This window comes from Glycomyces sp. NRRL B-16210 (assembly GCF_000719515.1).
Classification (GTDB): domain Bacteria; phylum Actinomycetota; class Actinomycetes; order Mycobacteriales; family Micromonosporaceae; genus Glycomyces.
On record NZ_JOGR01000001.1, the window covers coordinates 216905 to 235508 of the forward strand.

14 protein-coding genes and 1 riboswitch are annotated in these 18604 nt (G+C 71.9%); of the genes, 8 read left to right on the top strand and 6 right to left on the bottom strand.

The annotated features are described in order from the left end of the window. Positions 1-188 precede the first annotated feature (188 nt). From groL to IF12_RS0101010, 4 genes are all read left to right on the top strand, one after another. A complete protein-coding gene (gene groL / locus IF12_RS0100995; RefSeq protein WP_030144404.1) occupies positions 189-1820 on the top strand; it encodes a chaperonin GroEL in 1632 nt (543 codons plus the stop codon). A 384-nt stretch (positions 1821-2204) separates the two neighbouring features. Continuing rightward, complete coding sequence (locus tag IF12_RS0101000) at positions 2205-4088, top strand: NosD domain-containing protein (RefSeq protein ID WP_030144405.1); 1884 nt, start codon at positions 2205-2207, stop codon at positions 4086-4088. Positions 4089-4112: 24 nt separating this feature from the next. After that, positions 4113-4313, top strand: coding sequence for a hypothetical protein (locus IF12_RS0101005; RefSeq protein ID WP_030144406.1), 201 nt, complete (start codon positions 4113-4115; stop codon positions 4311-4313). Between the two features lie 68 nt (positions 4314-4381). Further along, positions 4382-6673 carry an AAA family ATPase gene (locus IF12_RS0101010; RefSeq protein WP_030144407.1) on the top strand — a complete coding sequence of 764 codons (2292 nt, stop codon included), beginning with the start codon at positions 4382-4384 and terminating at the stop codon, positions 6671-6673. Between the two features lie 425 nt (positions 6674-7098). Here the strand turns inward: IF12_RS0101010 and thrC are convergent, their stop codons facing one another. The 6 genes from thrC to IF12_RS24605 all read right to left on the bottom strand — a co-directional run bounded on the left by thrC (position 7099) and on the right by IF12_RS24605 (position 14370). Further along, entirely contained in the window at positions 7099-8412 is a 1314-nt protein-coding gene (gene thrC, locus IF12_RS0101015; RefSeq protein WP_081912858.1) for a threonine synthase, read from the bottom strand. Between the two features lie 14 nt (positions 8413-8426). After that, positions 8427-8540: riboswitch (SAM riboswitch) on the bottom strand. A 186-nt stretch (positions 8541-8726) separates the two neighbouring features. Then, a complete protein-coding gene (gene folP / locus IF12_RS0101020; protein ID WP_035748006.1) occupies positions 8727-9524 on the bottom strand; it encodes a dihydropteroate synthase in 798 nt (265 codons plus the stop codon). 107 nt (positions 9525-9631) lie between these two features. After that, on the bottom strand, positions 9632-10702 hold the full coding sequence (locus IF12_RS23620; protein ID WP_051703814.1) for a hypothetical protein: 1071 nt from the start codon (positions 10700-10702) through the stop codon (positions 9632-9634). 118 nt (positions 10703-10820) lie between these two features. Further along, positions 10821-11714 (bottom strand): HAD family phosphatase, encoded by an 894-nt coding sequence (locus tag IF12_RS0101030; protein ID WP_197034564.1) that lies wholly within the window; start codon positions 11712-11714, stop codon positions 10821-10823. Positions 11715-12017: 303 nt separating this feature from the next. Further along, positions 12018-12953 (bottom strand): DUF5667 domain-containing protein, encoded by a 936-nt coding sequence (locus IF12_RS22490; protein ID WP_051703815.1) that lies wholly within the window; start codon positions 12951-12953, stop codon positions 12018-12020. Between the two features lie 601 nt (positions 12954-13554). Continuing rightward, positions 13555-14370, bottom strand: coding sequence for an ECF subfamily RNA polymerase sigma factor, BldN family (locus tag IF12_RS24605; RefSeq protein WP_231492269.1), 816 nt, complete (start codon positions 14368-14370; stop codon positions 13555-13557). 414 nt (positions 14371-14784) lie between these two features. Between IF12_RS24605 and IF12_RS0101050 the strand changes: the two genes are divergently transcribed. The 4 genes from IF12_RS0101050 to hemC all read left to right on the top strand — a co-directional run bounded on the left by IF12_RS0101050 (position 14785) and on the right by hemC (position 18601). Continuing rightward, positions 14785-15060 (top strand): glutaredoxin family protein, encoded by a 276-nt coding sequence (locus IF12_RS0101050; protein ID WP_030144414.1) that lies wholly within the window; start codon positions 14785-14787, stop codon positions 15058-15060. 329 nt (positions 15061-15389) lie between these two features. After that, a complete protein-coding gene (locus IF12_RS0101055; protein WP_081913026.1) occupies positions 15390-16106 on the top strand; it encodes a redox-sensing transcriptional repressor Rex in 717 nt (238 codons plus the stop codon). Further along, complete coding sequence (locus IF12_RS0101060; protein ID WP_081912869.1) at positions 16103-17620, top strand: glutamyl-tRNA reductase; 1518 nt, start codon at positions 16103-16105, stop codon at positions 17618-17620. Before IF12_RS0101055 ends, IF12_RS0101060 begins: the two co-directional genes overlap by 4 nt. Before the next feature lie 15 nt (positions 17621-17635). After that, positions 17636-18601, top strand: coding sequence for a hydroxymethylbilane synthase (gene hemC, locus IF12_RS0101065; RefSeq protein ID WP_030144417.1), 966 nt, complete (start codon positions 17636-17638; stop codon positions 18599-18601). The last annotated feature ends 3 nt before the right edge of the window (positions 18602-18604 follow it).

An 18604-nucleotide genomic window follows, 5' to 3' on the forward strand; every position in this document is an offset into this window, starting at 1 on the left:
CGCATTGGCACTCTCAAGGTGAGAGTGCTATACCTGATCTGGCACTCGCCGCTGGGGAGTGCTAACAACGTTGAGGTGGTCGGGACCGGCCGCGGCGAGGCGCAGAGCCGAAACCGCACGGGCCCACCGTCGCGGGGATGCCGCCTCACCGTCGACACCGAACGTTCTCCGAAAGGAAGCCATAAACCATGGCGAAGATGATCGCATTCGACGAGGAGGCTCGCCGCGGGCTCGAACGAGGCATGAACACCCTCGCCGAAGCCGTCAAGGTGACCCTCGGCCCGAAGGGCCGCAACGTGGTGCTGGACAAGAAGTGGGGTGCGCCCACGATCACCAACGACGGTGTCTCCGTCGCCAAGGAGATCGAGCTCGAGGACCCCTACGAGCGCATCGGCGCCGAACTGGTCAAGGAAGTCGCCAAGAAGACCGACGACGTCGCCGGCGACGGCACCACCACCGCCACCGTGCTCGCGCAGGCCCTCGTGAAGGAAGGCCTCCGCGCCGTCGCCGCCGGCGCCAACCCGATCGCCATCAAGAAGGGCATCGAGAAGGCCGTCGCCGCCGTCGTGGAGCACCTCCAGTCCACCTCGACCGAGGTGGAGACCGAGGAGCAGATCGCCAGCACCGCTTCGATCTCCGCCGGCGACGTCACCGTCGGCGCCATCATCGCCGAGGCGATGGAGAAGGTCGGCAAGGAAGGCGTCATCACCGTCGAGGAGTCGAACACCTTCGGCCTCGACCTCGAGCTCACCGAGGGCATGCGCTTCGACAAGGGCTACCTGTCCGGTTACTTCGTGACCGACCAGGACCGCATGGAGGCCGTGCTCGAGGAGCCCTACATCCTCGTCGCCAACCAGAAGATCTCCGCGGTCAAGGACCTGCTCCCGACCCTGGAGAAGGTCACCCAGACCGGCAAGCCGCTCCTGATCATCGCCGAGGACGTGGACGGCGAAGCCCTCCCGACCCTGGTCGTGAACAAGATCCGCGGCATCTTCAAGTCGGCCGCCGTCAAGGCCCCCGGCTTCGGCGACCGCCGCAAGGCCATGCTCGGCGACATCGCCATCCTCACCGGCGGCCAGGTCATCTCCGAGGAGATCGGCCTCAAGCTCGAGAACACCGACCTGTCGCTGCTGGGCCAGGCCCGCAAGGTCGTCATCACCAAGGACGACACCATCATCGTCGACGGCGGCGGCGAGGAAGAGGCGATCCAGGGCCGGATCAACCAGATCCGCGCCGAGATCGACAACTCCGACTCCGACTACGACCGCGAGAAGCTCCAGGAGCGCCTGGCGCGCCTGGCCGGCGGCGTGGCCGTCATCAAGGTCGGCGCGGCCACCGAGGTCGAGCTCAAGGAGCGCAAGCACCGCGTCGAAGACGCCGTGCGCAACGCCAAGGCCGCGGTCGAAGAGGGCATCCTCGCCGGCGGCGGGACCGCGCTGGCCCAGGCCGGCGCGATCGCGTTCGACAAGATCGAGGCCGAGGGCGACGAGTCCACCGGCGTCGAGATCGTCCGCCGCTCGCTGGGCGCCCCGCTCCGCGCCATCGCCGAGAACGCCGGCCTCGAAGGCGGCGTCGTGGTGGAGAAGGTCCGCAACCTCCCCACCGGTCAGGGCCTCAACGCCGCGACCGGCGAGTACGTGGACATGCTGGCCGCCGGCATCCCCGACCCGACCAAGGTCACCCGCTCGGCGCTCCAGAACGCCGCGTCGATCGCCGCGCTCTTCCTGACCACCGAGGCCGTCGTCGCCGACGCCCCGGAGAAGGAGAACGCCGGTGGCGGCGGCGCGCCCGACATGGGCGGCATGGGCGGCATGATGTAAGCAGTCCGCCAGGACTGATTGCGCAAGCCGCGCACCGCGTCCGACCGGACCGCCGCGACCGCGCCGCAACGGCACGGTTGGGCCGGCACGGTCGCACCGACTGCGTCAAGCGAGGGAGGGCCGCTCACGGTAGAGTGAGTGGCTCTCCCTTTCTCTGTACTGGCCTCCAGTGCAGACGGCGCAAGCCAACGCACAAGCGGCATACCGTCCCTTCCAAGGACGGTATGCCGCACCGCTTCGCACCGGAAGCGGGCCGCACGCTGCGACCCGGCTCACGCCGCGGCACCGGGCCCGCCAGATCCACTGTGCCCCTTCGCTTCTCGCGCCCGCCAGCCGTGCCTCGCGCCCCTTCCCAGCAGGGACCGCCCGGGCTACCCTGGTGCCGTGCCCCACACGCCCCGACCCGAACGCCGGCTCCCGGCCGCCGCGCTCATCCTGTGCACCCTCATCGTGCTCGGCTTCTCGTGCTTCGTCGGCGGCATCACCGCCGAGTCGCGCATCGACGAACTCGCCGCCCCGCCGGCCGACACCGGCGCCGAGCCCCCGGCCTTCCGCGACTCCGCGGACTTCCTGCTGGTCTGCACCGACGACGCCGAGGACTTCGCCGACCGCAACGAGGACGTGAACTACAACCGGCGCATCGTGAACGAGCGCCTCTACGAGGACTGCCTCGCCGACGGCCCCCTCGACCTCGCCGCCGCGATCGAGGCCGCCGAACCGGGCACGCGCATCCGCATCCTCCCCGGCCGCCACGTCCTCGAAGCTCCGGCGGTGGTCGAGGCCGCCGACCTCCAGATCGAGGGCCTCGGCGACGGCCCCGAGGACGTGATCGTCTCCGCGGGCTTCGCCGCCGACGCCGTCCTGGAGGTGCGGGGCGCCACCGGGCTCCACCTCTCGAACCTCACCTTGGGCCAGGCCCGCGCGGACGCGCTGCGCCTCACCGGCGTCGACGGGGTCGCGGTCGAGAGGATCGCCACCGTCCAAAGCGGACGCTATGGAATCCACGTCGCCGACTCCCGCGGCGTCACCGTCGCCGACTGCCGCACCGAGGCCGCCGACGCCGCGGGCATCGCCGTCGAGGACTCCAGCGCCACCGTCACCGGCTGCGAGTCCGCGCACAACCTCGCCGGGCTCCTCGCCACCGGCCCCGGCGCCCTCGACCTCACCGGGAACCGCCTGCACGACAACGCCACCGGCATCGTCGTCAGCGACACCGCCCACGCCCGGATCGAAGGCAACCGCGTCCACGACAACAACACCGAGCCCTACGACCGCCTCGACACCGACGCCTGCGCGGCCGACCTCGCCGACCGCGACTGGTCCGCCGGGTTCCTCTGCCCCGCCCGCACCTACCCCAGCGGCGTCGGCATCCTCCTCACCGACTCGATCGGCGCGCAGGTCACCGGCAACCGCCTCTGGAACCAGCAGACCGCCGCGCTCGCCACCTGGGGCACCTCCGGCCCCGACAGCGGCCGCGGCGACCAGAACCGCTTCGAGGCCAACACCTTCGGCATCCGCGACGACGGCCAGAAGGAACGCAACCGCCTCGACCTGTGGTGGGACGGCCTCGGCGCCGGCAACTGCTTCACCGAACCCGACGCGGCCCGCTCCAACCCCGCCGCCCTCCCCGACTGCGACGTCCAGCCCCAGCCCTCCCGGCTCCTCGCCGACCCGCTGCACGCCCTCAAGACCTGGCACTGCGGCATCGGCGACACCGCCGCGGGCGTCCCGAGCGGCTGCGACTGGTTCGGCGCCCGCTTCACCGACCGCCTCGAATTCCAGGTCGCCGTCGTCTTCGCCGCCCTGCTCCTGTTCCTCACCGGCGCGGGCTGGCTCGCCGCCGCCCGGTCGCCCAACCCGCCGCGCGCGGGCCAGATGACCTTCTCCGCCATAGCGACCGGCGCCGGAGGACTCCTCCTCGTCGTCGCCATCTGGTCCGGCCGCGCCGACTACGAGGCGCTCGCCATCGGACTGTGGGGCATCGGCTGGATCCTCGCCGGCCGCTCCTGGTTCCGGTGCGGAATCCGGTTCCTCGGCACCTTCACCGGGATCATCGGCATCCTCGCCGTCCTCGACGCCATCGACCGGGGACTGTGGACGCTCGCGCCCACGCCCGTCTCCTTCGCCTGGATCTGGCTCCTCCTGCTGCCCTTGTGGACGCTCACCGCCGTGGGCACCGCCTTCGGACCCCGTCGCGGCGAGGAGGACCCGCCCGTCGTCGAGCGCACGCCCGTCACCGCCCCCCACCACGACCGCTGGGACTGGTAGCGCCCGATCGCGTACTGTAGCCCCATGACTTGGACCTGGAAGCTCGAAGACGCCGACGGCAACGCCCTGGAGACCCCCGAAAGCGACCTGGGCAGCCGAGGCGACGCCGAGTCCTGGCTGGGCGAGCGCTGGCGGGACTTCGCCGCCGAGGGCGCGACGGTCGCCGAGCTGCTGGAGGACGGGCGCTCGGTCTACCGCATGGAGCTGGCCCCCCGCGAGGAGTAGCCCGCGGGGAAGCGGACCTCGATCACTGCGGTCGCCGCCGGTCGACTTCCCGTAATAGGCTGGGGCGCGTGACCGAATCTGGTTCCCTCACCCTGACCGCGACCCGCGCCCGCGCCGGGCTCGACGCGCGCCGCGGCATCGTGCGCCTCCACCCCGAAGCGCTGACCGCCCTGGACCTGCGTCCGGGCGACGCGGTCGAGCTGACCGGGCGGCGCACCACGACCGCGATCGCGCTCGAAGCCGACCGGTACGCCTCCCGCCGCGCCCTCTACGCCGACGACCTCACCCTCGGCAACATCGGCGCGCGCGACGGCGACGCGGTGCTCATCGCCTCCGCCGAGCTGGTCGCCGCCGACCGGGTGGTCGTGTCCGGGCCGGCCTCGGCCGTCGCCGTGGTCGACCCCGACACGCTGCGCCTGGCGCTCCTGTCGAAGGTCGTGGGCGAGGGCGACGACGTCTCGCTGCTGCCGATCGAGCTGGGGGACTCCCAGCGGGAGATCGTCTCGGCGACCCGCCGGACCTTGAACAACACCGTCGGCATGGGCTGGACCACCATGGTGCTCAACGTGGTCGAGGCCAGCCCCGCCCGCGGGGCCATGATCACCTCGGACACGCGCGTGGAGTGGGAGCACGAGGTCCCCGCCTCCATCGACGTGCCGCTCGCCTCGGGCCGGATCGCGAACCTGCGCCGCGCCGCGGCCCCGGCGGTCCCCGCGACCGGCGGCGGCGCCGCGGCCGCCTCGCGCCCGCAGTCGCGCACCGTCCGCTCCGAGCCCCGCCAGGCCGAGGCCGCGCCCGCGGTGCCCGCGATCCCCTACGACGAGCTCGCCGGCGCGCGCATCCCCGCCGAGGAGTTGCACGAACTGCTCGACCTCGGCTTCAACCACCGCGAAGTGCTCAAGGTGGTCGGCACCGACATGGCCCTCGGCGTGCTCCTCTCCGGCCCTTCGGGGGCCGGCAAGGCCACGATCGCGCGCTCGGTCGCGGCCGCCGTGGGCGCCGAGGTCAGCGAGGTCTCCGGGCCCGATCTGGCCGCGATCGAGGCGAACGCCGCCGCCGACGCCCTCCGTGCGGCCGTCGCCGCCCTGGCCGTCCCCGGCGTGCTCCTCGTCCGCGGGATCGAGCACCTGGCCCCGGCCGGGAAGCCGACCCCCTTGGGCACCGTGTTCTCCCGGCTCGTCGACGAGGTCCTCTCCGAGGCCGGGGAGCACGCCGTGGTGTGCACGACCGCCCGCATCGAGGACGTCGACCCCGGGCTGCGCTCGCGCCTCGAACACGAGGTCGTCGTCCCGATGCCCGACGGCGAGGCCCGCCGCGACCTCCTCGTCTACCTCACGCGCGGCATGAAGCTCGCCGAAGAGGTCAAGCTCGAGACGGTGGCGCACAAGGCCCCCGGGTACGTCGCCTCCGACCTCGCCGTGATGATCCGCGAGGCCGGGGTGCGGGCCGCCATGCGCGCCAAGGACGGCGGGGCCACCGCCCTCCAGCAGTCCGATTTCGACGGCGCGCTCGACTCGGTCCGGCCCACGAGCCTCTCGGGCGACTCGGTCGAGCTCGGCGGCCTCACGCTCGACGACGTGGGCGGCATGGCCGACCTCAAGCAGACCCTCACCGAGACCGTCCTGTGGCCGCTGACGTACCCGGACGCGTTCACGCGCCTGGGCATCGAGGCCCCGCGCGGCATCCTCCTGTACGGCCCTCCCGGGTGCGGCAAGACCTACATCGTGAGGGCAGTCGCGGGCGAGGGCCACGCGAACGTGCTCAGCGTCAAGGGCTCCGAGCTGCTGAACAAGTGGGTCGGTGAGTCGGAGAAGAACGTCCGCGAGCTGTTCCGCCGCGCCCGCCAGGCGAGCCCGACCCTGATGTTCTTCGACGAGCTCGACGCGCTCGCCCCCGTGCGCGGGGGCGGCACCGACGGCGGCACCGCCGACCGCGTGGTGGCAGCGCTCCTGACCGAACTCGACGGCGCCGAGTCCCTTCGCGACGTGGTGGTCATCGGGGCGACGAACCGGCCCGACATGATCGACCCGGCCCTGCTGCGGCCCGGGCGCCTCGAACGCCTCGTCTACGTGCCGCCGCCGGACGCGCACGGGCGCGCGGACATCCTGCGCGCCAACGCGAAGAACGTGCCGTTCGACGAGGACGTGGACCTCGACGAGATCGCCGACGAGCTGTGGCTGTACTCGGCGGCCGACTGCGCCGCGCTCGTGCGCGAGGCCGCGCTGACGGCCATGCGCGAGTCCCTTGAGGCCAGCGTGGTCACCGCCGCCCACATGGAGCAGGCGATGGAGCGGGTCCGCCCGAGCCTCGACCCCGACCAGCTGGAGTACCTGGAGAACTACGCCCACAACCGGGAGTGAGCGCGAGTCCGCAAGCGCCGCAGCGGCGGCGGTGCGACCCGTTCGCGTGAAACGGCTCGTGGACGGGCGGCGCGGGGGCTACGCTGGTTTGAACGGCGACCGCCTGGGAACGCAGAAAAGGACCGCATGCGCATGGCATGGGTCCGCAAGACAGGTTGGTCGGGAGACCGCAGTCTCTGACACCGGCTGGCGCTGCTCGACACGTTCTAGCCCCAGGACTTGCAGTCAACCGGGTGAGTGGCGACAGGACAACTGCGGCCTCCCGCAAGAAGAATTCTTGCGCATTCACTGAATAGGGTCAAGACCTGAGGTCGGCTTCTTTTGTCGGCTACCCGACACAAGCCTTCCCAGAAGTAACGCACAGTGATAATTTCGGGAGTTCGGCAAGCGTTTTACAAGGTGTTCCAACCGAACTCCCGCTCCACTCAGGATTCCAGGAGTCCGGCTTCCTTCGCCGCCTTCAAGGAAGGCTTGACGGTGTGCGTCGGCCCGACCAGTGACGACACCGCGTCCAAAGTCTTCAGTCCCTCACCGGTGTTGAAAATGACGGTCTCCGCCTCCGGGTCCAACTGCCCCGACTCCAGGAGCTTACGCAGCGTAGCCACGACCACGCCGCCGGCCGTTTCAGCGAACACGCCCGTGGTAGAGGCGAGCAACCGCACGCCCTCGCGGATCTCGTCGTCGGTCACCTTCGCCATCCCGCCGCCGGTCGAGCGGCACGCCTCGATCGCGTAGGGCCCGGCCGCCGGGTCGCCGATGTTGAGGCTCTTGGCGATCCCCGTCGGCTTCACCGGCGTGATCACGTCCGTCCCGGCGTCGTAGGCGTCGGCGATCGGGCTGCACCCGGCCGACTGCGCGCCGAAGACGCGGACCTTGCCCGGCTCGGTCAGCCCGATCTCGGCGGCCTCCTCGAAGGCCTTGTGGATCTTCGTGAGCAGCTCGCCCGAGGCCATCGGGACCACGACCTGCTCGGGCAGGCGCCAGCCGAGCTGCTCGGCGACCTCGTAGCCGAGCGTCTTGGAGCCCTCGGCGTAGTAGGGCCGGATGTTGACGTTCACGAACGCGGTCGACTCGAAGTCGTCGGTCTCGGTCAGCTCCGAGCACAGCCGGTTGACGTCGTCGTAGGAGCCCTCGACGGACACGAGCGTGCCGCCGTAGATCGCCGACTGCACGATCTTGCCCGGCTCCAGGTCGTGGGGGATGAACACCACCGAGGGGACCCCGGCGCGGGCGGCGTGCGCGGCCACCGAGTTCGCCAGGTTGCCCGTCGAGGCGCACGCGAACCGGTCGAAGCCGAGCTTGACCGCCGCCGAGACCGCCGTGGAGACCACGCGGTCCTTGAACGAGTGGGTCGGGTTGGCGCTGTCGTCCTTGACCCAGAGCTTGCGCATCCCCAGGGCCTTCGCCAGGTGCTTCGCGTCGATGAGCGGGGTCAGGCCCGGGTCGAGGCTCACGCGGTCCTCGGGGTGGGCGCCGACCGGCAGGAGCGGGGCGTAGCGCCAGATGTTCTGCGGGCCGGCCTCGATCTGCTCGCGCGTGACCTTCGCCAGCGCCTCCTGGTCGTAGTCCACTTCCAGGGGCCCGAAACACTGCCAACACGCGTGCTGGGCGATGAGGTCGTAGGTGGCGTCGCAGTTGCGGCAGATCAGGCCCTTGGCGGGGCTGTCGTAGCCGAGTTCCCCGCTCTGCGAAGCGGAGGGCGCGTCGGCAGAACCGGAGGCGGTGTTTTGGACGGACATACGAGAAGGCTCCTCCCTCATCTTTCCCGCGAAGCGGGCCGGATTTGGCACCTGCCTCCGCGCGGATCGCGCGTCGGTGGTTGCCGCAGCGTCGCAGGGCCGGACCCCTCAGCTGCTCTGGATGAAGTACGAGGCGAATGCTACGGGTGCGTTGCCGAGAGCCGCAACCGGAGTTCCAGGTTTCGAGACGAGCTCACAATCCCACAGTTCCCATCGGATCAGTGCGGGATACCAGGTCAACGCCTTGGAATCGGTGCACGGCAGGCGTGAGGGGCGTGAGGCCGATCGCCGTCTGTCGGTGATCCGTCACGCGCTCACCGCGCCCGCCGGGTCGCCTCCCACACCGCCCGGGCGTCGGCGGTGCCGGCCACGTCGTGCACGCGCACGCCCCACGCGCCGGCCTCGAAGGCCAGGACCGAGGTCGCCAGGGTCGCCGCCTCCCGCTGCCCGACCGGGCGCGGCTTGCCGCTCTCGTCGCCCAGGAGCGAACCCAGGTACGACTTGCGGGAGGACCCGAACAGCACCGGGTAGCCCAGCGCCACGAACTCGTCGAGGTGCGCCGACAGCCGCCAGTTGTGCTCGGCGGTCTTGGCGAACCCGAGCCCGGGGTCGAGGATGAGCCGCTCGCGGTCCACTCCGGAGTCCAGCGCGGCCTCGACGCGGTCCTCCAGCTCGGCCTTCACGTCGGCGACGACGCTGTCGTAGCTGGTGAGCCGTTGCATGTCCGCCGAGTGCCCCCGCCAGTGCATGAGGACCCAGTGGACGCCGGCGTCGGCCACGACCCCGGCCATGTCGGGGTCGGCCAGGCCGCCCGAGACGTCGTTGACGACGCGCGCGCCCGCCTCCACGGCCGCGGCGGCCACCGCCGCGCGCGTCGTGTCGATCGAGACGGTCAGGCCCCGTTCGGTCAGGGCGGCCACCACGTCGACCACGCGGGCGGTCTCGGTGGCGGCGTCGACCCGCTCGGCGCCGGGCCGGGTCGACTCGCCGCCGACGTCGATGAGGTCGGCGCCCTCGGCGCCCATCTGCTCGCCGTGGGCGACCGCGTCGGCGAAGTCGAGGTAGCGACCGCCGTCCGAGAAGGAGTCGGGGGTGACATTGAGGACCCCCATGATCCGCGGCCGGGCCGGATCGGGGTCCGGCGCCCGTGTCGCGGCGCTAATCTGCGGCGTAGTCACGGCATCGACGTTACCCGCGGCGGGCGCGTGCCCGCCGCGCGTCAAGCGAGCGCCGTGAGGTCGAGCACGTGCCACACGAGCAGATCGTCCGTCCCGGTGGACCACCACAGGCGCCGCGCGTCCGCTCCGGTCCGGCCCGCGCTCGTCGCCACGAGGTAGGCCTCCTGCTCCTGGAGGTCGAAGAGGGTCACCGTGACCCCGTCGCCGGTCGCCGCGGTCCGCTCGGCGAGCGGCTCGAAGCGGTCGATGAGGCCCACGTCCGGCGAGACGGCCGAGGCGAAGCCCTCGGCGACGGTGATCCGCCCGCTCCCGTCTGGACGGACGAGGTCGACGCGGGCGCCGTCGGCGGCGTTCACCACCAGGCGGCACCAGGTGGCCGAGCACAGGGTCAGCTCGTCGGCCCCGGCGAAGACCTTGACGCCCGTCCCGGTGTCGGTGCGCACGAGCTGCGCCCCGCCGAGGGAGTCGGACCCGGCGCTGGCGAGCCACGGCCAGGCGGCGGCCTGCCAGGCGCCGCGGTGGCCCACGACGGCGACCTCGCCGCCGTCGACGGCGATGGACCGGTGCTCGGTGACGAGCGCTTCGCTGCGGGCGGAGGCGAGCCAGTGGAGGCCTTCGGCGGCGAACTGGAGATCGTAGACGCTGCCGTAGGTGATGACGTCGCCGGTGTCGGCGGTCAGGAGCGTCGGCTCGCCGATGCCGTCCGCCTCGCGCGGGGCCGTCCACAGTCGGGAGACGACCCGGCCCCTCTCGTCGGGTTCGGAGGCGATCCAGGCGATGCGCTCGCCGGTGGCGGCCGCGGCGACGACTCCGGGGACGCCGCCGGACTCGGCGACCACGGTGACGGTGGCCTTGCCGCCCTCCCCGGGCGAGCCGGGCCGGTTCGCCACGTGCAGGAGGTCCCCGGACTCGTTGGTGCCCAGGAACGTGTCCTCGTCCGGGCCGGGCTGGTCGAGGAGCAGCAGCGGGGTCCAGACCTCGCCGTCGACCCAGCCGGGCCAGTCGACCGGTTCGGCGTCCCAGCGTTCCCACACGCTCGGCTGCGCCGGGGGCACCGCGGTGGTCTCGGGCCGGTCGGGGGAGGGCCACACGAGCCAGGCGAGGGCCAGCACGGCCGCTCCGGCGAGGGTGAGCCGCTGCGCGGCGTTCGGGGAGCGGACACGGCCCTGCGCGGCCGCGGGCGCCCGAGCGCCCGCGGCTTCCAGGGAGGCCGGTTGCCGTCCCAGCGGTTCAGTCGCGGTCGCGGGACTTGTACAGGTACACCAGGCCCGCGCCGACGCCGGCGGCGGTGGCCGCCGGGAGCGCGAGCTTCGCGGCGCGGCGTCCGCGCCGGTAGTCCAGGACCGTCCAGCCGTAGTGGCGGGCCTGCCGGGCCAGGCGCGAGTCCGGGTTGACGGCGATGGCCCGCCCGACCTTGCGCAGCATCGGCAGGTCGTTCGCCGAGTCGGAGTAGGCGGTGCACTGCTCCAGGTCGAGTCCGCGCTCGGACGCGAGCTGGGCGATGCCCTCGGCCTTGGCGGGGCCGTGCATGAGGTCGCCGACGAGGCGGCCGGTGTAGCAGCCGTTCTCGATCTCGGCGATCGTGCCGAGCGCGCCGGTCAGCCCCAGCCGCGAGGCGAGGAGCCCGGCGAGCTCGACGGGGCTGGCGGTGACGAGCCAGACCTCCTGGCCCGTCTCGAGGTGGCGCTCGGCCAGCCTGCGGACGGGGTCGAGGATGCGCGGGGAGATGTCGCGGTCGACGACCTCCTCGCACAGCGCGCGCATCTCGTCGACCGGGAACCCGGCGACGAGTTCGAGCGCGGAGGTCTTCACCGAGGAGATGTGGCCGTGGTGCTCGGTGCCGCGGAACTTGAAGCTCGCCTGCTTCCATGCGAAGCCGATGATGTCGCGCATGGAGAGCACGCCGTGCTTGGCGAGGGCGCGGGCGAGCCAGTAGGAGGAGGCGCCGTGCATGAAGGTGTTGTCGACGTCGAAGAACGCCGCGGACGGAATATGGGCGAGTTCGTCGTCTCCCGGGGCAGCGGGCTCGACGACGACGGAGTGGGTGAGCGCGGTGCCGCCAGCCCGCACAGCTCGTGGACGGGGTGTGGCGGAGGCGCTGGAGGAAGCCTCGATCTCAGACACCCTAAAAGCCTACCGGCCTTAAGCGGACGGCCTGTAACGCCAGGACGCGAGCCCGGTGAATTTCCAGTGTGGGCCCAGTTACGTCCTTCGGGCGCAATGCGAGGTTTAGTGGGAAGGGCAGGGACGGAGCCGTCTCGGCGGCGGCGCGAGAGCGCCCGATCCGGCCGCGGGAAAGCGGGGGAGACGTTCGCGACATCCTTCTTCCCGGCAAGGCCGAGGGCCGGGACGCCGCGTGGCGTCCCGGCCCGTACTCCGCACCTTTTCGCTGACAGGCTCGCTGGTTGAACAGGCTGGTTGAACCGGCTAGTTGAACAGGTCCGAGATGATCCCGCTCAGTTCACCGAGGAGGTCCTGCTGCTCTTCCTCGCTGCTCGTCTGGCCGTCGGCGGCCGGGCTGCTCGCGCCTCCCGTGGTCGGATCGGAGGTCGGAGCGCTCGTCTCCGCCGCCGTGCCTTCGTCTGCCGACGCCGTCGGTTCGTCGGCGGTCTCGTCGCCGGAGGTGGAGGTGCCGGTGCCGCCGCTCTCGGCGCCGCCGGACTCGCCGGGCTCGATCGGCGGCGTGGCGTTCACCGAGTTCTGGGCGCACGCTCCGGGGATCGGCCCGAGCGCGTCGCTCGCCCCGCCCTTGTCCGTGCAGTCCAGGGCTCCGCGCAGTTCCACCGACCGCACCGCGGCCGCCTCGACCACGTCGATCAGCTCCTCGCCCGCGTCCAGCGCCTCGCCGTCGAACCCGCTCACCATGCCGGCGAGCACCCAGCGGTGCTCGTTGGTGAACAGGTCCACATAGTCCAGCGGCGACGGGTCGTGGTTCGCGACCGCGACCTCGCCGAGCAGGGCCGTGCCGCTGCGCAGCTCCGAGGCCGCGTCGCGCAGCGCCGCCGCGACGGACTCTTCGTCGTCGCCGACCGCGGCCGCCTCCTCGATGCGGGTGCGGGCGAACTCCAAGTAGAGCTGCGCCTTCCCCAGATCGTCGCCGGCGAGCGCCAGCTGCGCCCTCTCGGTGGAGCGCTTCACGCTGTACAGCGTCTCTCCCGGCAAGGCGTCGCCCGAAGCGGCGGACACCCCCGAGATGGCGACGGTGCCGGTCAGCAGCGCCGCGACGATCGCGATCCTGCGGCCGCCGCGGGGGCGGCGCGGGAACATGTCGACCAGGACGGGCGCGCGCTTGGTCTCGGGCACCGCGGCACTGGCGCGGTGCCGGGCGGTGGCGCCGATGCCCTCGTCGACCGCGACGGCCATGAGCCGGCGCCTGGTGGCGTCCTGCCAATGGCGCGACGGACTGCCGGCGACGGCGAGCTGCTCGCGGAGACCGCCGAGCCGATCGGCGACGCCGACGAGTTCGGCGAACGCCTCTTCACCGGCTGACACCGCCGTCGACGCGCCTGATGCGTCGACGCTGCGGCGTGAGTGAGGGAGGGCGGAACCGCCTGAGTCAAGCAGCCGCGCGAATTCCTCCGCGCGACGGCGCTCCATTGGGTTCAAGTTCAAAGTCACCGGGCACACCCCCTCTCACTGCATGGATCCTGCTCCTGTACTGAGAACAACGCACGAGTAGCCCCTGAGGTTACGGTTCGCCGCGAACCTTGCGACCTGGGTCTCATCCCGGAGGTCGCAGTGGGGTCTCGCGGCGGTATCGAGCCGGTAAACGGCTCTGACCTGGCAGTGTCGGTCCGAGCGGGGCGGGGCCCCGACGGACTGCGGAATGATCGGCCGCGGGACGTGGGCCCGCGGCGGGCTGAGAAGACGGGTTTTCGTCGGGTTCCCGACAGCGGCCTGGGCCGTCGGGAAGGGGTCGGCGGGTGGACGGCGGTAGTGGGGACCGGTGGCGGTCCCGAGGCCCTCAGCCCCGGAAGCCCTCCGGCAGCAGCCGCGCGAGCGTGCGCACGGCCCGGTACTGGAGCGCCTTGACCGCACCTTCGTTCTTGCCCATGGTGCGGGCGGTCTCGGCGACGGTGAACCCCTGGAGGAACCGCAGGACGATGCACTCCTGCTGGTCGGGGTTGAGCTTCTTGACGGCGGTGAGGAGCGTCGCGTTGGACAGCTTCTCCAGCGCGGCCGTCTCCGGCGAGGTGGCCGGATCCGAGTCGGGCGCGTCGCCCCCGAGGACGTCCGGCTTGACGATCTCCAGCCGGTACCGCCCGGACTTGAAGTGGTCCACCACGAGGTTGCGCGCGATCGTGACCAGCCACGCCCCGAAGGCCCGGCCCTGCCAGCTGAAGCTGGAGATGCGCCGCAGCGCCCGCAGGAACGTCTCGGACGCGAGGTCCTCGGCGAGCTGCGCGTTGTTCACGCGGAAGTAGATGTAGCGGTACACCGTGTCGTTGTAGCGGTCGTAGATCTCCCCGAACGCCCGCGGATCGCCGTCCTGGGCGCGCGCCACGAGCTCGGCGACCTCGTCGCCGTCCGCCTGGTCGCCGTCCTGCTGCTCCCGGCCGGCCCCCGGGCTCGCGACCGCGCCGCCCGACGACCCCCGCCCCGAGTGCACCTGGTGCTGCTCGGCCGTGCCGGTGTCCAGGCTCAGGACCGTCCACACGGCCTGCTTGAGCGCCTCGAAGGTCGAGGCGGGCAGTTGCGACAGGGCTCCGGCGACGGCGCCGGCGCGGGGGAAAGGGGCGGATGCTGTGGTGAACGATGCCGGTTCGAGGCTTGCAGGCAAGCTCGGCGAAGCTTGCAAGCCGTGGATGTGGCCAGCCAAGGCTGGTGCAATACCGGGCACTAGTGGCCTCCTCGGGTGAGGGGTCGGGCCGAGTCATGCGATCGGGTCCCGCAGGGACTGACCCGCCTGAGTCTAGAAATCAGGAGTGCCCTCGCCGCGGATTTGCGACCGGCGTGTCGCTTTCGGTGACGGCTCGGGCCAGGTCGATGTCGGCGCTCACTCGGCGCTGCGACGTACCCTTCGTTGCGGGGGCGGAATCCCACCATTACCTCCCCATATGTTCGGCGGTCCGCGCTCGCGGACCCGTTATGGCTCAATAGTGAGCGAGGAATGACGGAGGGTGTCGCACAGAATGTGCGATCCCTCGGGCGCCCCCGCGTTCCCCCGAAGGGGGCACCGGGCGAGAGGAGCAGGGTGAACAGGCTGACGCTGTTGACTACAAAGGAATGCCACCTGTGCGCGGCGGCGCGCGAGGCCCTCGACCGGGTGACGCGCGAGTCCGGGGTCGGCTGGTCCGAGATCGACGTGGCCGAGGACGCGGCGATGGCGCGCGAGTACGGCGACCGGCTCCCGGTGGTGCTGCTCGACGGCCGCGAGCACGGCTACTGGGACGTGGACGTGCCCCGGCTCCTGCGCGACCTGGCGGTCACCGACGGTGAAAACGCCGACACACCGAAAATCCGCGATTAACGGGCGACACCTGACTTTTAGGGCAAAATCGTTCCGGACGGCGGCTCGCCGGGGGAAACCGGACTTCGGTACAGCTGGGCTTCGCCCAGTGTTACGGGGGTGTACCGCACCGGCCCTGCGGGCCGCCGTATCCCCGCCCCCGCCCCGGACGGCCTGATCGCCGCGGCGATCGCGGCGCCGATCCCCTCGCGCCGCACGGGTTAGCGCCGCCTATGCGAAGCGGCGCACTTCTCACCTCCTAAGCTGAGTGACGCGCCGGTGAACGGCGCCACGGAACCAGCGGACCAGGAGTTCCACCATTGACCACCACCGGCGAAGGCACCGACCGACTGGCCCCCACCGCTCCTCCCGCGACGGCCGCCGACCTCCCGGCCGCCACGGTCAGGCGACTGCCCGAGTACCTGCGCGCGCTCGGCGCGCTCTCCGAGACCAGCGTCGAGACCGTCTCCTCCGAGACCCTCGCCGCCGCCACCGGCGTCAACTCGGCGATGCTCCGCAAGGACCTCTCGCAGCTCGGGGCCTCGGGGATGCGCGGCGTCGGCTACAACGTCGCCGCCCTCGCCACGCACATCGCCGGTGTGCTCGGACTCACCAAGGACTCGCGCGTGGCCATCATCGGCCTGGGGCACTTGGGACAGGCGCTCGCCCGCTACCCCGGGTTCTCCGACCGCGGCTTCGACATAGTTGGCCTCTTCGACGCCGACCCGGGCATCATAGGGAAGGACCTGGACGGCATCCAGGTCCGCGACGTGGCGCTCCTGGCGCGCGCCGTACGTGACGAAGGCATCAACATAGGGGTCATCGCCACACCCGGAGCGGCCGCCCAACACGTCGCCGACCTTCTCGTAGATGCTGGTGTCACAAGCATTCTCAATTTCGCGCCGTGCGTGCTGGCCGTCCCGCAGGGCGTGGTGGTCCGCAAGGTCGACCTGGCCGTCGAACTCCAGATCCTCTCCTTCCACGAACATCACAAGACGCTCGGCCCGCAAGAGACGCAGTATCGGAAGACCCGCAAAGAGAGTCAACAGACGGGAACGGTGACGTGAACCTCCTGGTAGTCGGCATCTCGCACCGCAGTGCCGCGGTCGAGACCCTGGAACGACTCGCGGTCGGCCCCGAGGCCGCCGCCGACCTCGCCCGAGCGCTGCTGCGCGGCGGCGAGGTCCGGGAGGCCGTGGTGCTCTCGACGTGCAACCGCGTCGAGGTCTACGCCAACGCCGACACCTTCCACGGCGGCCTCTCGGCCGTCGTCGACGAGCTCCACCGCGTCTGGGGGCTCACAGAGATTGAGGCCTCCCTCGACTTCGCCTCCTGCGGCTACGTGCGCCACGGCGCCGACGCCGTCGCCCACGCCTTCCGCGTCGCGGCCGGGCTCGACTCCATGGTCGCCGGCGAACCGCAGATCCTCGGCCAGCTCCGCGAGGCCTACGAGACCGCCCGCGAAGCCGACCACGTGGGCCGCCACCTGCACGAACTGTTCCAGCAGGCCCTGCGCGTCGGCAAGCGCGTCCACGCCGAGACCGACGTCGACGCCGCCGCGCCCTCCGTCGTCACCGCCGCCCTCGACCTCGCCGAGCGCGCCCTCCCCGGCGGCCTCGCAAAGGCCCGCGCCGCCGTCGTCGGCGCCGGAGCCATGGGCGCCCTCGCCACCGCCACCCTCGCGCGCGCCGGCGTCGACACGCTCGCCGTCGCCAACCGCGACCGCGCCAAGGCCCAGCGCCTGGCCCTCGAATGGGGCGCCGAGGCCGCCGAGTACGGCGACCTCCCCTCCCTCGCCGCCGACGTCGACCTGCTCGTCTGCGCGACCTCCTCGCCCGAGCCGGTCCTGCGCGCCGCCGACCTCGAAGGCCGCACCGGCCCGCTCGTCGTCTGCGACCTCGCCCTGCCCAAGGACGTCGCCGAGGACGTGGCGCTCCTGGAGGGCGTCACGGTCGTCGACATCGCCGAGATCCAGCGCGACACCACCGCCGGAGGCGCCGCCGGGGCCGCCACCGAGACCCTCGCCCAGGTCGAGGCGCTCCTGGCCGAGGAGATCGCGGCCTACAACGAGAGCCTGCGCGCCGACACCGTCACCCCCACCGTCGCCGCGCTCCGCTCGGTCGCCGCCGACATCGTCGACGCCGAGCTCTCGCGCGTCGCCCGCCGCGGCGACTTCTCCGACGACCAGCGCGCCGAGGTCGCCCGCACCGTCCACCGCGTGGTCCAGCGGCTCCTGCACGAGCCCACCGTGCGCGTCCGCGAGCTCGCCGGCCGGCCCGGCGCGCCCGACTACGCCCGCGCCCTGCGCGACCTGTTCGCCCTGGAGGCGGACGCCGTCGCCGCCGTCGGCGACGTCGGCGAGGCCCTCAAGATCAATCCCGTCCCCGTCGAGGCCCCCGCGGCGGCGGCCCCGGGGGCGACACCGGCACCGGCCTTCCCGGCCGTCTCCATTGCGTCGCAAGGGCTCTCATGCCCGCTGCCTGACGCGGCCGCCACCGGCGGCACGCGCCCCGAAGGCGCCTCCCTCTCCATGCCCGCCGCCCCGCCACAGCCTGGAGCGACTACGCCGCCCCGGCACTAAGAAGGGAAGCAACCCGTGATCCGAATCGGGACCAGGGGATCGAAACTCGCGCTCGCGCAGAGCGGCACGGTGGCGGACGAGATCGCCCGCCTCACCGGCGAGCAGGTCGAACTCGTCGAGATCAAGACCACAGGGGACGGGACCACCGTGCCCGTCGCCCAGCTCGGGGTCGGCGTCTTCGTCAACCAGCTCCGCGAGTCGCTCGAATCCGGTGAGATCGACATCGCCGTGCACTCGTACAAGGACCTGCCCACCGCCCAGCCCGACCACCTCGTCATCAGCGTCCCCCCGCGGGCCGACCCGCGCGACGTGCTCATCACCTCGGGCGGGCGCACCCTCGATGAGCTGGGGCCGGGCGCGAGGATCGGCACCGGCGCGCCCCGGCGCATCGCCCAGGTGAACGCCCTGGGGCGCGGGTTCGAATGCGTCCCGATCCGCGGCAACATCGACACGCGCATCGCCCGCGTCGGCGACGACCTCGATGGGGTGATCCTCGCCGCGGCCGGGATCAAGCGCTCCGGACGCGAGGCGGAAGTGACCGAATACCTGGACCCGCTCGTGATGCTTCCCGCTCCGGCACAAGGGGCGTTGGCGGTCGAATGCCGCAAAGCGGACAAGACATCCGCACGGATTTCGAGTATGCTCAACGACCGGTACACACAGGCCGCCGTCGCCGCCGAACGCGCACTTCTGCAACGACTCGAAGCCGGATGCAGCGCACCCGTCGCCGCACTCGCCGATATCGCCGAAAGCGCCGAACCCGGAGAGGTCGACCTGTATCTGCGGGGGCTCGTCGGCGCCGAGGACGGTTCCGTCACCGAACGGCTCTCGACCACCGCCACACTCCCCGACGCGGGCGAGACGGGCACCGCCGATCTGGTCGCCAGGGCCGCCGCCGCGGGGAGGGCGCTGGCCGAGGACCTCCTCGAGGTCGGCGCCGACCAACTACTGAAGTTAGACGCAAGCTCAGACGATTGTTGATGG

What these genes read in the sequence shown, in the direction of transcription:
- groL (WP_030144404.1), top strand. Translation starts at nt 189, where the DNA reads ATGGCGAAGATGATCGCATTCGACGAGGAGGCTCGCCGCGGGCTCGAA.
- IF12_RS22490 (WP_051703815.1), bottom strand. Translation starts at nt 12,953, where the DNA reads ATGGCCGTCGCGGTCGACGAGGGCATCGGCGCCACCGCCCGGCACCGC.
- folP (WP_035748006.1), bottom strand. Translation starts at nt 9,524, where the DNA reads ATGGGGGTCCTCAATGTCACCCCCGACTCCTTCTCGGACGGCGGTCGC.
- thrC (WP_081912858.1), bottom strand. Translation starts at nt 8,412, where the DNA reads ATGTCCGTCCAAAACACCGCCTCCGGTTCTGCCGACGCGCCCTCCGCT.
- IF12_RS0101005 (WP_030144406.1), top strand. Translation starts at nt 4,113, where the DNA reads ATGACTTGGACCTGGAAGCTCGAAGACGCCGACGGCAACGCCCTGGAG.